This window comes from Nocardiopsis synnemataformans (assembly GCF_965343085.1).
GTDB lineage: Bacteria > Actinomycetota > Actinomycetes > Streptosporangiales > Streptosporangiaceae > Nocardiopsis > Nocardiopsis alborubida.
On the sequence record NZ_CBDRFA010000016.1, the window covers coordinates 54793 to 68739 of the forward strand.

Below are 13947 nucleotides of genomic sequence, written 5' to 3' on the forward strand. Positions count from 1 at the left end.
GCCGGACGCGGGTCCGCGACGCACGAGGCGGCAGCGAAGACTGAAGGGACAGCCACACAGCCATGGCCAAGATCAAGGTCGAGAACCCCGTAGTCGAGCTCGACGGCGACGAGATGACCAGGATCATCTGGTCCTTCATCAAGGACCGTCTGATCCTCCCCTACCTCGACGTCGACCTGAAGTACTACGACCTGGGCATCGAGGAGCGCGACCGCACCGACGACCAGATCACCGTCGACGCCGCCAACGCCATCAAGGAGCACGGCGTCGGCGTCAAGTGCGCCACCATCACCCCGGACGAGGCCCGGGTCGAGGAGTTCGGCCTCAAGAAGATGTGGCGGTCGCCCAACGGCACCATCCGCAACATCCTCGGCGGCGTCGTCTTCCGCGAGCCCATCATCTGCGAGAACGTGCCCCGCCTGGTCCCGGGCTGGACCAAGCCGATCATCATCGGCCGCCACGCCCACGGCGACCAGTACAAGGCCACCGACTTCAAGGTGCCCGGCCCCGGCACGGTCACCATGACCTACACCCCGGCCGACGGCAGCGAGCCGGTCGAGTTCGACATCGCGAACTTCCCCGAGGCGGGCGGCGTCGCGATGGGCATGTACAACTTCCGCAAGTCCATCGAGGACTTCGCGCGCGCGAGCCTGAACTACGGCCTGGACCGCAACTACCCGGTCTACATGTCCACCAAGAACACGATCCTCAAGGCCTACGACGGCATGTTCAAGGACGTGTTCCAGGAGGTCTTCGAGAGCGAGTTCAAGGACCGCTTCGACTCCGCGGGCCTGACCTACGAGCACCGCCTCATCGACGACATGGTCGCCGCCGCGCTCAAGTGGGAGGGCGGCTACGTCTGGGCCTGCAAGAACTACGACGGTGACGTGCAGTCCGACACCGTCGCCCAGGGCTTCGGCTCCCTCGGCCTGATGACCTCCGTCCTGCGCACCGCGGACGGCCGCACGGTCGAGGCCGAGGCCGCCCACGGCACGGTGACCCGCCACTACCGCCAGCACCAGCAGGGCAAGCCCACCTCCACCAACCCGATCGCCTCCATCTTCGCGTGGACCCGCGGCCTGGAGCACCGGGGCAAGCTCGACAACACCCCCAAGGTCGTCGAGTTCGCCAACACCCTGGAGGACGTCGTCATCAAGACCGTCGAGGGCGGCCAGATGACCAAGGACCTCGCGCTTCTCGTCGGCGGCGACCAGGAGTTCCTGACCACCGAGCAGTTCCTCGCCGCTCTGGACGAGAACCTCGCCAAGCGCCTGGCCTGAGTCCCTGCGCTCCGCCCGTGCGGCGGTGCGCGGGGCCGGGTGGGGCCCGGACGGTCCTGATCCCGACCGTCCGGGTGAGATCTCGGTCACGCCCGGTCGCCCCCGAGGGGCGGCCGGGCGTCGCCGTGTCCGGGGCGGGGCGCAACCCGCTTTCGAGCGGGTCCGGTTGTCGCAAACGCGGTGTTCGCGGGGTTCTGGGCCCGCGGTCGGCCAAAGTTTCCCGGCGTGTTTCCCGTGTTCGGCGTACATACGCGTGTCCGCGGTGGGAGGATGGCGACGCCGGATCACCGCAGAGGCCCGAGGGTGCGACATAGGCCACGTGCACAGGATTCGCACCTTAAGCGAGCTTTGACCTATTGTGGAGACATGCCGGTGAGAACCGGCAGGCCAGAGCGGGTTTCGGCTCCTCTGCCACTATGACCGACGTGCCGGCCGTGCGCCCGCTGGGGGGTAGGCGCGCACAGTACGGAACGTCACGAAGAAGGGCCCGTCGCTTCGGCGACGGGCCCTTCGCCTTTCCCCGGACCGCCTGCTCTCCCCTGGCCCGCGGCGGTCCGGCGTCCGGCCTACTCCTGGAAGGCGCTCTCGGGGATCGGATCCCCGGCACGCATGGCGCCGAACATCTCCTCGGAGCGGACCTCGTCCCAGACCACCACCGAGCCGACCCCGTCCAGCGTGGGGGTCTGGCCCACGGGGATCGCGGTGGTCTGCGTACCGCCGCGCATCGCCAGGAGCATGCTGCCCAGGTGCCGCAGGTCGTCGCCCTCGTCCACCATGAAGGTGTCGGTGCCCGCGAGCACCAGCGGGACGGACTCGAAGGGGTTGAACAGGGTGGAGGGCGCGCTGGCCGTCTGGACCAGCGCCGAGAAGAACTCGCGCTGGCGGGCGATGCGGTCCAGGTCGGCGCGCGGCGTGGCGCGGGTGCGCACGTAGCCCAGGGCGGTGCCGCCGTCCATCATCTGGCAGCCCGCCTCGATGTCCAGCCCGGCCTTGGGGTCGACCATGGCCTCCTCGGGGCACAGTTCGACGCCGCCGACCGCGTCCACGATGTCGACGAAGCCGCCCATGCCGATCTCCACGTAGTGGTCGATGTGCACGCCTGAGGCGCGCTCGAAGGTCTCCACGAGGGGGGCGGGGCCGCCGCAGACCTCCTCGCCCGCGTCGTTCGTGCCGCACACGGTGTCGGCGAAGGCGGTGTTGATCTTGTTGTCGGCGTAGCCGGGGACGGCGAGGGGGACGTAGGAGTCGCGGGGGACGCTGACGATGACGGGGTCGCCGTCGTCGGGGATGTAGAGCACCATGATGGTGTCGGTCCGGCGGCCCTCGGCGTAGCCGGTGGCCATCTCGTCCATCTGCTCCTCGGACAGGCCCTGACGGCTGTCGGAGCCGACGATCATGTAGGTCGTGCCGGGCTGCCCGTCCGGGCGGCCCTCGTAGTCCAGCAGGGCCTCCACCCGCTCCAGCCGCGAGTTCGCGTACACGTAGAACCCGCCGACGAAGGCCAGGGGCAGGACCAGGACCAGGGCCAGCACGGTCACCGTGATGGTGGTGGCCAGTCTGCGCTTGCGCTCCTTGCGCCTGCGCTCGATGCCGCGGCCGTCGTAGACGCGCCCGGCGCTGTGGGTGCGCCGGGACCTCTGGGACTGCTGAGGCTTTTGGGGCCGCCTCGGCCGCACCGGGGGCACGTCCTCGGCGGGCGGGAGGCGACGCGTCTCGCCGACCACCCTCTGCTCGGACTCGCGCGGACGGTAGAGCTTCTCGAACTCGTCCGGCCTGCCAGGGGTCCCGCCGCGCCGGAACACGCCCGGTCTGTCGTGCTCGCCGGTGCGACCGGGGTCGTCCCGGTTCCGTCGGTCAGCCATCGCATCGCCCATCTGCTCAGCGTCGTGGATCGCCTCGTCGCTTACTTCCACCCTGTGTGATCGCGAAAAGGGTAGCGGGGTTCGGCGTGATGTCCCGGTTCGGTCTCCGGGATCCCGGAGGGGCCGTCCGCGCGATCGCCTCCGCACGGTACCCGGGGCCCCGCGCCCGTCGGACCGGTCCGCTTCCAGCGCCGCAGCTCAGACCCCTTGTGTTACGCCAGCGACGTTCCCGGCCGGTGCCCGGTCCGGCCGGATCAGCGCAGTCGGTGGGCGCCCGCGGAGGGCACGGCGGCGCGCACGCGCGGAGGGACCCGTCCGTCGGCGCGGAACTCCCGGGCCAGCGCCTCGCCGATCCCCTCCACGCGCTCCCGGGCGGCCAGGGCCAGCACGGTCCCGGCCCAGCCGGACATCCGCACCCCGCGCGCCCCGGCCCGGGCGGCGGTCTCCGCGGCCAGCTCCACCTCCGGAGTGGGCAGTCCGAAGCGGCGCAGGGACAGGTGGGAGGCGGACAGGACCGGCCCGATCTCCCCGAAGCGCCCGGCGCGCAGCAGCCCCACGGCCGCGTTGAGCCGGTGCACCTCGGTCACCGCGTACTCGACCCTGCGGCGCAGCACGGGGTCCGGCAGGCTCTCCAACGCCCCGGACAGATCCTGGACGGCGCGCAGCGGCCCGAGCGTCCGCTGCGCGCGCTCCAGCTCGGCGGAGCGGGCCGCGCGCAGGTCGCGCCGGGGCAGGGCGCCGGTGTCCGCCACCACGAGCCGCAGCCCGGCCTCGGCGAGGTCGAACGGCAGCACGGTGGTGCGCAGGGTCCTCAGGTTCACCCGGACCGCGCACCCGGGGCGGGCCGCCAGGGCCACCCGCTGGTCGGCGGTGGCGCCCTCGGGCGGCGGTCCGCCGCCCAGGTCGGACAGGGCCAGCGCCACCGCCGCGCCCACGGCGGCCGCGTAACCCAGGGAGGCGTGTTCGGGCAGGTCCGAGCCCAGCACCGCGCGGACTCCCGTGTCACCGCTCAGGACGCCCGTCCGGCGCGCGTCGGCCACGGCCCCGGCCACCGCCCGCGCCGCCGCCTCCCGGGCGCGCAGCGGGCCGTTCGGCGCGGCCACGTGCACGCCCCGGTCCGGCGCGGGGCCCACGGCGGCCGTCACGCCCCAGGGCAGGGCGGCGTATAGCCCGACCCCCGCGCTGGCCGCGGTGTGCTCGCCCATGACCGCCAGGCGCCCGGGCGCGTGCCACACGCCCTCGGGCGGGGTCCCGAACCGCGTCTCGAAGTTCCTGACCAGTGCGTCGGCGTCCGGCGCCTCCTCGGGCCACGTCCCCCGAGGACCCGCCGACCGCACACCCAACACGGCACGCAGCCGCGCCCCCGCGCTCCCCACCGAGGCCCCCTTCTCCGGATGGATTTTCGCCCCCAAGTCTGCCCAAGGCCCGGACGTGTCCGTGATCACCCCCGGTGAAGCGCTTCGTCCCGTTACGGGGGTCCTCGCCGCCGAACCCGGCGCGGAGGCTTCACGGGGAAGCGCGGCACCGCTACGGTTGCGGGCCACCGGTGACCACGGAGCCACGCGGGGTAGGACACGGGTGACACGGGAGACGGAGAGGGAGGCCGCGTGGCCGCAGCGCTGGACCGGGCCAGGGACACCGGCAGGCACTACCGGAACCTGGGCATGGACACGTACTGGGAGCTGCGGCGGCGCAGGCCCGCCGTCGACCACCTGGTCCGGGCCTACGAGCGCTACGCCGACCGCAACGGCAACCAGCTGGCCGGGGCGGTCACCTACTTCGCCTTCCTGTCCTTCTTCCCGCTGCTGGCGCTGGCCTTCGCCGCGGTCGGCTACCTCGCGGCCGTGCAGGTCGAGGTGGGCGACTACCTCCAGCAGGCGCTGGACGGCGTCCTGCCGGGCCTGTCCGGCGAACTGCCCATCGACGAGATCGCCCAGGCCCGCGTGGGCGCCAGCGTCATCGGCGCGCTCGGTCTGCTCTACGCGGGCCTGAACGCGGTGTCGGCGCTGCGCGAGGCACTGCACTCCATCTGGCTGAAGAACCTCAAGGAGGGCCCCAACCTCCTCCTGCGCAAGCTGGTCGACCTGCTGGTCATGCTGGGCCTGGGCACGGCGCTGCTGCTCGCGGTGGCCTTCACCAGCGTCGCCCAGACCGCCACGCAGTGGCTCCTCGGGCTGGTGGGCCTGGACGGCTCCCTCCTGGCCAACCTGTCCCTGCGCGCCCTGGCCCTGGCCATCGCGATCGGCGCCAACATGGCGATCTTCTTGCTGGCGTTCGCGCTGCTGTCGGGCAGCGGGCGGCCCACGCGGATGATGTGGCGGGGCGCCCTGCTGGGCGCGGTCGGGTTCGAGGTCCTCAAGGCCGCGGCGGCGGTGCTGCTGGCCGGGACGCTCAGCAACCCCGTCTACGCGTCCTTCGCCGTCCTGGTGGGACTGCTGGTGTGGATCAACCTCGTGATGCGCCTGGTGATGTTCAGCGCGGCGTGGACGGCCACGTGGCTGCCGATGCCGCCGCCCTACACCGGTTCCCTGCCCCTGCCGGAGGAGTACGGCATGGACTGGACCCGCCCGGACCGGGTTCCGGGGGTGTCGGCGCGGGTGTCGGCGCGGGAGGCGGCCGAGCGCGGCCGGGCCCGGCGCGCGCTGGCCGGGGTGTTGTCCCTGCTGGGGGCGGCGGCCGCCGCGGGCACCGCGGCGTGGGCGCTGCGCCGCCGCGTCGGCGGCCGCGGATAGGCGTTCCGGCGGCGCGGCCGAAACAGAAATTCTTTCCATGGAATTCGCATTACGCGAGGCGATTGTCCCGTATGCGTGCGGTGCGTGGGGGGTAGTCCTCCTCTGTCCCGGTTGACCGGTTCTCCGGGGCGCGACGGCGCGACGGTCGGAGACGGTCGGCAAACACCCCCTTCGGAGGGCAGATGGGAATCGCATTCAACTCGTCCGAACGCGCGACGATCGGAGTGGAGTGGGAACTCCAGCTCGTCGACCGGCGCAGTCGGCACCTGAGGCAGGAGGCGCCCAAGCTCCTCGCCGAACTCCCCGAGCTCAGCTCCGACTCCGCCCCGCCGCTGCGCCACGAGCTCATGCAGTCCCAGGTGGAGGTCGTGACCGGGATCTGCGAGACGGTCGAGGAGGCCAGGGGGGACCTGGGCCGCAACCTCGACCGCATGCGGGAGGTCCTCACGCCCTGGGGGACCACGCTGACCTGCTCGGGAACCCATCCCATCGACGACTGGCGCGACCAGGAGCTCAGCCCCGGCAAGCGCTACGGCGAGCTGGTCGAGCAGATGCAGTGGCTGGTCCGGCGCATCCTGACGTGCGGCGTCCACGTCCACGTCGGCGTGCGCGACAGGGACAAGGCCATCCCCATGGTCAACGCCCTGACGCGCTACCTGCCGCACTTCCTCGCCCTGAGCGCGTCCAGCCCGTTCTGGGGCGGACAGGACACCGGTCTGGCCTCCTCCCGGTCCGTCATCTTCGGCACGCTGCCCACCGCGGGGCCGCCGCCGAACCTTCCGCACTGGGCGGCTTTCGAGGAATACCTCGAAACGCTTCTCCGGGCAGGTACCATCGCCTCTATCAAGGAAGTGTGGTGGGACATCCGTCCGCACCCTGATTTCGGCACCATCGAGATCCGGATGTTCGACGGTATTCCCACCCTGCGCGAGGTGGGAATGGCCGCCGCGCTCTCTCAGAGCCTGGTGGAGCTGTTCGATCACCAGCTCGACCGCGGGTACGGTCTGCCCAACCCGCCGTCCTGGGTGGTGAAGGACAACAAGTGGCGTGCCACCCGCTACGGACTCGACGCTCGTGTCATCACGGACGCGCGCGGAACCACGGTTCCGCTCCGCGACGACCTGTACGAGCTGGTCCGCGAGCTGAAACCGGTCGCGACCCGCCTGGGTTGCGCCGAGGACCTGGACCTGATCTCCGAGATCCTGGACAAGGGCGCCTCCTACGAACGTCAGCGCGCGGTCATCGCCGGGGGTGGATCCCTCGACGACGTCGTGGACATGCTCGCCGCCGAGCTCCAGGGCGGTCCTCCCACCCGCGCAAGGGTCGGTGCCGGCGACGGAGCCGGTACGCGCTGAGACGTGGAGAAGAGGGGACCCTCGCATGCAGGGACATGACCTGCCGGAGCAGTTGACCGCTTTCCTGGCGCGACACGGGCGGGATCTGAGCGGCTTCCGCCGGGACCTGCACATGCACCCCGAACTCGCCTTCGCCGAACACCGCACCACGGGGCGGATCGCCGAACGCCTGCGCGGGGTGGGCCTCGAACCCCGGGAACTGCCCCAGGGCACCGGTCTGGTCTGCGACATCGGATCCGGCACCGGTCCCCTGGTGGCCCTGCGCGCCGACATCGACGCCCTGCCGCTGACGGACGAGAAGGACGTCCCCTACCGCTCCACCGTGCCGGGGGTCGCCCACGCCTGCGGGCACGACGTGCACACCACGGTCGTGCTGGCGGCCGGGGTCTTCCTGGCGCAGCTGGAGAGGGCGGGCGCGCTGCCGGGCAGGGTCCGGCTCATCTTCCAGCCCGCCGAGGAACTCCCCGGCGGCGCCGTGGAGGTGATCAACGCCGGGGCCATGGAGGGTGTGGACCGCGTCTTCGCCCTGCACTGCGACCCCCGCCTGATGGCGGGCCGGGTCGGGCTGCGCACGGGCGGCATCACCGCCGCCTGCGACCAGCTCATGGTGCGCCTGTCGGGCCCGGGCGGGCACACCGCGCGCCCGCACCTGACCTCCGACCTCGTCTACGCCCTGGGCAAGGTCGTCACCGAGCTGCCCGCCGCGCTGTCGCGGCGGATCGACCCCCGGGCCGGGTTCAGCCTGGTGTGGGGCAGGATCAGCGCCGGTTCCGCGCCCAACGTCATCCCCGACGACGCGGTCGCCGAGGGCACCGTGCGGTGCCTGGACGACGAGGCCTGGCACGCGGCCCCCGACATCATCAAGGGGCTGGTGGAGTCGGTGGCCTCCGCCTACGGCGCCGAGGCCGAGGTGACCTACCGGCGCGGCGTGCCGCCCACCATCAACGAGGCGACCAGCGTGGCCGTCATGCGCGAGGCCGTCGCCGCCGCTCTGGGCCCCGAGGCGGCGGCCTCCACCCCCCAGAGCCTGGGCGGCGAGGACTTCGCCTGGTACCTGGAGCACGTCCCCGGCGCGCTGGCCCGCCTGGGCACCCACTCCCCGGACTGGGACGGTCCCATGCTGGACCTGCACCGGGGCACCTTCGACGTGGACGAGCGCGCGATCGGCACGGGCACCCGCTTCATGGTGACCACCGCGCTGACGGCGCTGTGGGAGAGCTCGCGCCGCGACACCCGCGTGGACACCGAGGAGGCCATGGCCTGAGCGGCCCGCGGAAAGCAGGGGCGGGGAGCCCCGCGCCGCCGTGCGCACGGACGGCGGCGGACCCCAGCGCGCACGAGCGCATAGCACCGACCGGCTCCCCGCCCGCGTACCGCCCCCGTCCGCGTACTGCTCCCGTCCGCCTGATCCGGCGACCCGCGCCCGCCTGTCAGGGCGCCTCCCCAGCTGGTGGCATCCTGAATCCATGAACCAGCCACTCACAGTCGACCAGATCCGGCGGGCGCCGAAGGTACTGCTGCACGACCACCTCGACGGCGGGCTGCGCCCGGCCACCATCGTGGAACTGGCCCGGGAGACCGGCTACACCGGCCTGCCCACCTACGACGCGCAGGAACTGGGGCGGTGGTTCCGCGAGGCCTCCGACTCCGGTTCGCTGGAGCGCTACCTGGAGACGTTCGCGCACACCACGGCGGTCATGCAGACCCGTGACGCCCTGGTGCGGGTCGCCGCCGAGGCCGCGGAGGACCTGGCCGCCGACGGCGTGGTCTACGCCGAGCAGCGCTACGCCCCCGAGCAGCACCTGGAGGCCGGGCTCACCCTGGAGGAGGTCGTCGAGGCCGTCCAGGAGGGCCTGGAACTCGGCGAGAAGCGCGCCGCCGACCAGGGGCGCGGCATCCGCACAGGTCAGCTCGTCACCGCCATGCGCCATGCCGCGCGCTCCTCGGAGATCGCCGAGCTGGCGGTCCGCTACCGCGACGCGGGCGTGTCCGGGTTCGACATCGCGGGCGCCGAGGCGGGCAACCCGCCCACCCGGCACCTGGACGCGTTCGAGTACCTGCGCCGGGAGAACTTCCACTTCACCATCCACGCGGGCGAGGCGTTCGGCCTCCCCTCCATCTGGGAGGCCCTCCAGTGGTGCGGGTGCGACCGCCTGGGCCACGGCGTGCGCATCATCGACGACATCGACACGGAGGGCGGCGGCGCCCCCAGGCTGGGCCGCCTGGCCCAGTACGTGCGCGACAAGCGGGTGCCGCTGGAGATGTGCCCCAGCTCCAACGTGCAGACCGGAGCCGCGGAGTCCATCGCCGACCACCCCATCCGGCTCCTGCGCGACCTGCGCTTCCGCGTCACCGTCAACACCGACAACCGCCTCCAGAGCGGCACCAGCCTGTCGGAGGAGTTCGCCCGGCTCTCCCAGGCCTTCGGGTACGGCTGGGACGACCTCCAGTGGTTCACGGTCAACGCCATGAAGTCGGCCTTCCTGCCCTTCGACGAGCGCCTGGCGCTGATCAACGGGGTCATCAAGCCCGGCTTCGCGCAGCTGAAGTGGACGACCTCCTGATGGACAGACCCAACCCCACCACCCACTACTCCACCTTCACACGGGTGGCGGCGATCGCGTGGATCGTGGTCGCCGCCCTGCTGCTGGTGGACGTGCTCCTGCGCGGCGAGGGCCGCCAGGCCTGGATCGCTGGGGCACTGCTGATCGCGACCGTCTCCGCGGTCCACCTGACCTGGCTCCGCCCGCGCGTGGTCTCCACCGAGCGCGGCCTGCGGGTGGTCAACCCGCTGCGCGAGACCTTCGTGCCGTGGGCGGCGGTGCTCTGGGTGGACGTCACCGACGTCCTGCGGGTGCACACGCCGGGGGGAGTGGTGCGCTCGTGGCCGCTGCGCGAGACCAAGCGCCAGCGGGTCCGCGACAACATGCGCCGGGAGGGGGGCTTCCTCGACCCGGACGACGACGAGGACGCCGCCTCCACGCGTCCGGTGGACCTGGCGGCCCGGCAGTTGCGCCAGGACGCCGAGCGCCACAAGGCACGCCCGCTCAGCGGGCCGGTCAGGAACGTGGACGAGGCGGGTCCCGCCGCGCTGGGCGCGGAGGACGAGCCCCAGACCATGGTCCCCCTGGAGGTGATCGTGGTCATCGGCGCGACCGCGGCCCTGCTCGTGGCGGTGTTCCTGCTGGCCTGAGCGCTTTCCCTCCCGGATCCGACCCGGCCCCACCCCCGTGTGGCGGCCGGGTCCGCCGTGTCAGGGGTTGACGCGCCTCCCGAGTTCTGGTTAGGTAAGGCATGCCTAAGGGAGAGTGTTCCGGGCGGACGACTTCGCGCGGATGGCCGTCCACCCGGAACTTCCCCCGAGGGTGACGCGCGCGGTTCAACTGAATAACGGGAGTACAAGGTGCCCGGGTCGCGAGTCCAACGGGATCTGCGGGGATTCCGCGCGACGCGGGCACCGGGGCAAGCACTGCCTCCGACCGGAACCCGGTCGGTACCGTCCATCCCAAGGCCTCGGGGTGTACGCTCGCCACGCCGGTACCGGACGGGCCCGGTCGGAGGCGCCCCAACACGACACCACCCGCCGCTGGAGCGCCACTCGGCCTCTCCGGGCGCGCGGGCTTGCTAGGACTGGCTGAGCACCCTGTTGAGCAGCTCGCCCAGCCTGCGGGCCCGCTGCGTGACCACCTCCAGGGCGCGCTCGGCCTCGAAGGGCTCGAACACCGCCCCCACGGCGTCGTTGCTGACCACCGCCAGCCCCAGCACCTCGGCGCCCGCCTCCACCGCCGCGACCGCCTCCAGGGCGATCGAGTGGCCCACCAGGTCCGCGCCCGCCTGCCGCAACACCTTCAGCTCCGCCGGGGTCTGCGTCTGCGGCCCCGTCGTGCACACGTACACGCCCTCGGGGACCGAGGCGTCCGCCTCCTGGACGGCCCGCCGCAGCCGGGGGCTGTAGGCCGACGTCAGGTCCACGAACGAGGGCCCGACCAGCGGGGACCGGGCGGTCAGGTTGATGTGGTCACGCACCACCACGGGCTGCCCCGTGGCGAAGTCCGTGCGCAGCGACCCGGCGGCACCCGTCAGCACGGCGGTCCCCGCGCCCGCGGCCACGCCCGTGCGGACAGCGTGGGCCACCTCCAGCGGACCGCGACCCTCGTAGAGGTGGACGCGCCCCATGAACACGATGGCGCGCTTGTCGCCCACCCACATGCTGCGGACCTTGGCGGAGTGCCCCTCGGCGGCGGGCGCGTGGAAGCCGGGCAGGTCGGTGACGTCCAGCTCGATGTCGTACGAGCCCAGCGTGTCCACCGCGCCCGCCCAACCCGAGCCGAGCACCACCAGCGCGTCGAAGCTGTCGGCCCCGGTGCGGGACAGGAGTTCGCGCGCCGCGTCGGCCGCCAGCTTCCTGGCCTCGCCGGTCGTCCTCGGCTGCTGCTCTGGTTCCATCACACGACGGATGCTACCTCCGCGTGACCGCGGCGTCCGGGAGCGTGCGCACGTGTGTTCCCGCGGGCCGCCGGTCGGCCGGGCGGCGTGCGCGGGGGCTCCCTCCCGGGGGAGGGGAGCGCGGCGGTCACAGCTCGGTGGGCAGGCACTCCCGGGCGAGTAGGTCGGAGACGTACCAGTCGGGCGCCCCGGCCTTCTCGGCGGCCACCGCCAGCTCGCCCAGCTGGATCGCCGAGGGCATCCCGCCCTCGTAGCCGTCGAGCACGTAGGCCCACGCCGTCACCACGCCGCGGTCCGCCGTCCGGGCGCGCACCGTGACCTTGCGGTAGGCCCGTCCGTCGCCCGCGACCGACCACAGCGCCCGACTGCGCCGCAGTTCCTCGTACTCGTCCTCGGATACGCCCCGCAGACGGCGCTGGCCCCCGCGCGACTCCTCCAGGGCCCCCTGCCAGAAGTCCAAGTGGGGTTCGTCCCATTCCATGAGGTCGTACAGCGCCACGAAGACCCGTCGGTCCGCGTCCTCGACCAGGGTCGCCAGCGCGCCCCCGGGCTCGGGAAGGCACTCGCCGAAGGTCAGACGCCAACCCTCCAACCAGCCCGTGGTGATCAGGGGGGAGTGCGGGGCCCGCCGGGCCATCTGCCCGGGGTGGAGACTGGTTCCGTACGCCGCGTAGATGGACACGGGGCCATCGTAGACCGGTTGGCCCGGGGTGCCTGCTATTTCCCCCGGTCGGCATGGTCGACAATGGGAACAAGCGACGAGAACAGGTGGTGCCGCGCCATGCCCGCATATCACCCGGACCGGGGGTACGCGCGTGGCGGTCAGGCCGCAGAGGGAGTGAGGCAGCGTGACGAAGGTCGTGATCATCGGTGGCGGACCCGGGGGCTACGAGGCGGCACTGGTCGCCGCGCAGCTCGGCGCGGACGTGACGGTGGTGGAACGCGACGGCATCGGCGGTGCCTGTGTCCTCACCGACTGCGTGCCCTCCAAGAGTCTGATCGCCACGTCCACCCGCACCACGTACGTACGCGAGTCCGACAGCCTCGGCATCCACATCCGCGGCGCCCAGGACGAGGACGCGGTCCGGGTGGACACCGACCGGATCAACTCCCGGATCAAGCTCCTGGCCCAGGCCCAGTCCGAGGACACCCGCGCCCGCCTGGTCAAGGAGGGCGTGGAGGTGGTCAGCGGCGAGGCCCGCCTGGTCGACCCGCACATCGTCGCCGTGGGCGACCAGCGTCTGCGCGCCGACGTCGTCCTCATCGCCACGGGCGCCCACCCCCGCGAGCTGCCCTCCGCCAAGCCCGACGGCGAGCGCATCCTCACCTGGCGCCACCTCTACGACATGGAGGAGCTGCCGGAGAGGCTGATCGTGGTCGGCTCCGGCGTCACCGGCGCCGAGTTCGCCAGCGCCTACCAGTCCCTCGGCTCCCAGGTCACCCTGGTCTCCTCGCGCGACCGCGTCATGCCCACCCAGGACCCCGACGCCGCCGAGGTGCTGGAGCAGGTCTTCATGCGCCGCGGCATGACCGTCCTGAACAAGACCCGCGCCGAATCGGTGGTGCGCACCGACGACGGCGTGCTCGTCACCCTCTCCGACGGCCGCACCGTGGAGGGCAGCCACTGCCTGATGACGGTCGGCATGATCCCCAACACCCAGGACCTGGGCCTGGAGGAGGCCGGTGTCCGCCTGGGCGACGGCGGCTTCGTCGAGGTCGACCGGGTCTCGCGCACCACCGTCCCCGGCGTGTACGCCGCGGGCGACTGCACGGGCGTGAACATGCTGGCCTCCGTGGCCGCCATGCAGGGCCGCATCGCCATGTGGCACGCGCTCGGCGAGGCCGTGTCCCCGCTCAAGCTCTCCACCGTGGCCTCCACCGTGTTCACCCACCCCGAACTGGCCGCCGTGGGCGCCAGCGAGGAGGACGTGCGCAGCGGCCGGATCGACGGCCGGTCGGTCACCCTGCCGCTCAACACCAACCCGCGCGCCAAGATGAACGAGGTCAAGGACGGTTTCGTCAAGCTGATCTGCCGTCAGCACACCGGCATCGTGCTGGGCGGGGTCATCGTCGGCCCGCGCGCCAGCGAGCTCATCCTGGGCGTGTCCATCGCCGTCCAGCAGCGCCTGACCGTGGACGACATCGCGCACACCTTCTCGGTGTACCCGTCGCTGTCGGGCAGCGTGACCGAGGCCGCCCGCTCGCTCATGCTGGCCTCCCCGGAGTAGAGGGAGCGCCCGGAACCGGAGCAGGGGGCCGCCCGGCCCGCCGG

11 protein-coding genes are annotated in these 13947 nt (G+C 72.4%); 7 read left to right on the top strand and 4 right to left on the bottom strand.

All coding sequences use genetic code 11. The features are described 5' to 3' along the window. Positions 1-62: 62 nt before the first annotated feature. On the top strand, positions 63-1280 hold the full coding sequence (locus ACSIH6_RS11745; protein WP_017564068.1) for an NADP-dependent isocitrate dehydrogenase: 1218 nt from the start codon (positions 63-65) through the stop codon (positions 1278-1280). Between the two features lie 566 nt (positions 1281-1846). Here the strand turns inward: ACSIH6_RS11745 and ACSIH6_RS11750 are convergent. Both ACSIH6_RS11750 and ACSIH6_RS11755 read right to left on the bottom strand, forming a co-directional pair. Next, positions 1847-3142 (bottom strand): LCP family protein, encoded by a 1296-nt coding sequence (locus ACSIH6_RS11750; RefSeq protein WP_435108280.1) that lies wholly within the window; start codon positions 3140-3142, stop codon positions 1847-1849. Between the two features lie 254 nt (positions 3143-3396). Further along, positions 3397-4518 carry a galactokinase family protein gene (locus ACSIH6_RS11755; RefSeq protein WP_435108281.1) on the bottom strand — a complete coding sequence of 374 codons (1122 nt, stop codon included), beginning with the start codon at positions 4516-4518 and terminating at the stop codon, positions 3397-3399. A 231-nt stretch (positions 4519-4749) separates the two neighbouring features. On the opposite strand from ACSIH6_RS11755, the gene ACSIH6_RS11760 reads away from it, so the two are divergent. The 5 genes from ACSIH6_RS11760 to ACSIH6_RS11780 all read left to right on the top strand — a co-directional run bounded on the left by ACSIH6_RS11760 (position 4750) and on the right by ACSIH6_RS11780 (position 10422). Beyond that, complete coding sequence (locus tag ACSIH6_RS11760) at positions 4750-5874, top strand: YihY/virulence factor BrkB family protein (RefSeq protein WP_435108282.1); 1125 nt, start codon at positions 4750-4752, stop codon at positions 5872-5874. Positions 5875-6056: 182 nt separating this feature from the next. Beyond that, the gene (locus ACSIH6_RS11765; RefSeq protein ID WP_435108283.1) at positions 6057-7229 is read left to right on the top strand and encodes a glutamate--cysteine ligase; all 1173 of its coding nucleotides are present in this window, start codon (positions 6057-6059) and stop codon (positions 7227-7229) included. A gap of 25 nt (positions 7230-7254) precedes the next feature. Beyond that, the gene (locus tag ACSIH6_RS11770; protein WP_435108284.1) at positions 7255-8493 is read left to right on the top strand and encodes a M20 family metallopeptidase; all 1239 of its coding nucleotides are present in this window, start codon (positions 7255-7257) and stop codon (positions 8491-8493) included. A 202-nt stretch (positions 8494-8695) separates the two neighbouring features. Next, positions 8696-9793, top strand: a complete 1098-nt coding sequence (locus ACSIH6_RS11775; RefSeq protein WP_435108285.1) for an adenosine deaminase — start codon at positions 8696-8698, stop codon at positions 9791-9793. Next, positions 9793-10422: a PH domain-containing protein gene (locus ACSIH6_RS11780; protein ID WP_435108286.1), complete on the top strand. Its 630-nt coding sequence runs from the start codon at positions 9793-9795 to the stop codon at positions 10420-10422. The genes ACSIH6_RS11775 and ACSIH6_RS11780 overlap by 1 nt, the downstream gene beginning before the upstream one ends. Positions 10423-10853: 431 nt before the next feature. Here ACSIH6_RS11780 and ACSIH6_RS11785 read toward each other — a convergent pair whose 3' ends face one another. Then, positions 10854-11675, bottom strand: coding sequence for a purine-nucleoside phosphorylase (locus ACSIH6_RS11785; protein WP_488185981.1), 822 nt, complete (start codon positions 11673-11675; stop codon positions 10854-10856). Positions 11676-11802: 127 nt separating this feature from the next. Continuing rightward, positions 11803-12357 (bottom strand): gamma-glutamylcyclotransferase family protein, encoded by a 555-nt coding sequence (locus ACSIH6_RS11790; RefSeq protein WP_190394620.1) that lies wholly within the window; start codon positions 12355-12357, stop codon positions 11803-11805. Between the two features lie 166 nt (positions 12358-12523). On the opposite strand from ACSIH6_RS11790, the gene ACSIH6_RS11795 reads away from it, so the two are divergent. Continuing rightward, positions 12524-13903 carry an NAD(P)H-quinone dehydrogenase gene (locus ACSIH6_RS11795; RefSeq protein WP_435108288.1) on the top strand — a complete coding sequence of 460 codons (1380 nt, stop codon included), beginning with the start codon at positions 12524-12526 and terminating at the stop codon, positions 13901-13903. Positions 13904-13947: the final 44 nt, after the last annotated feature.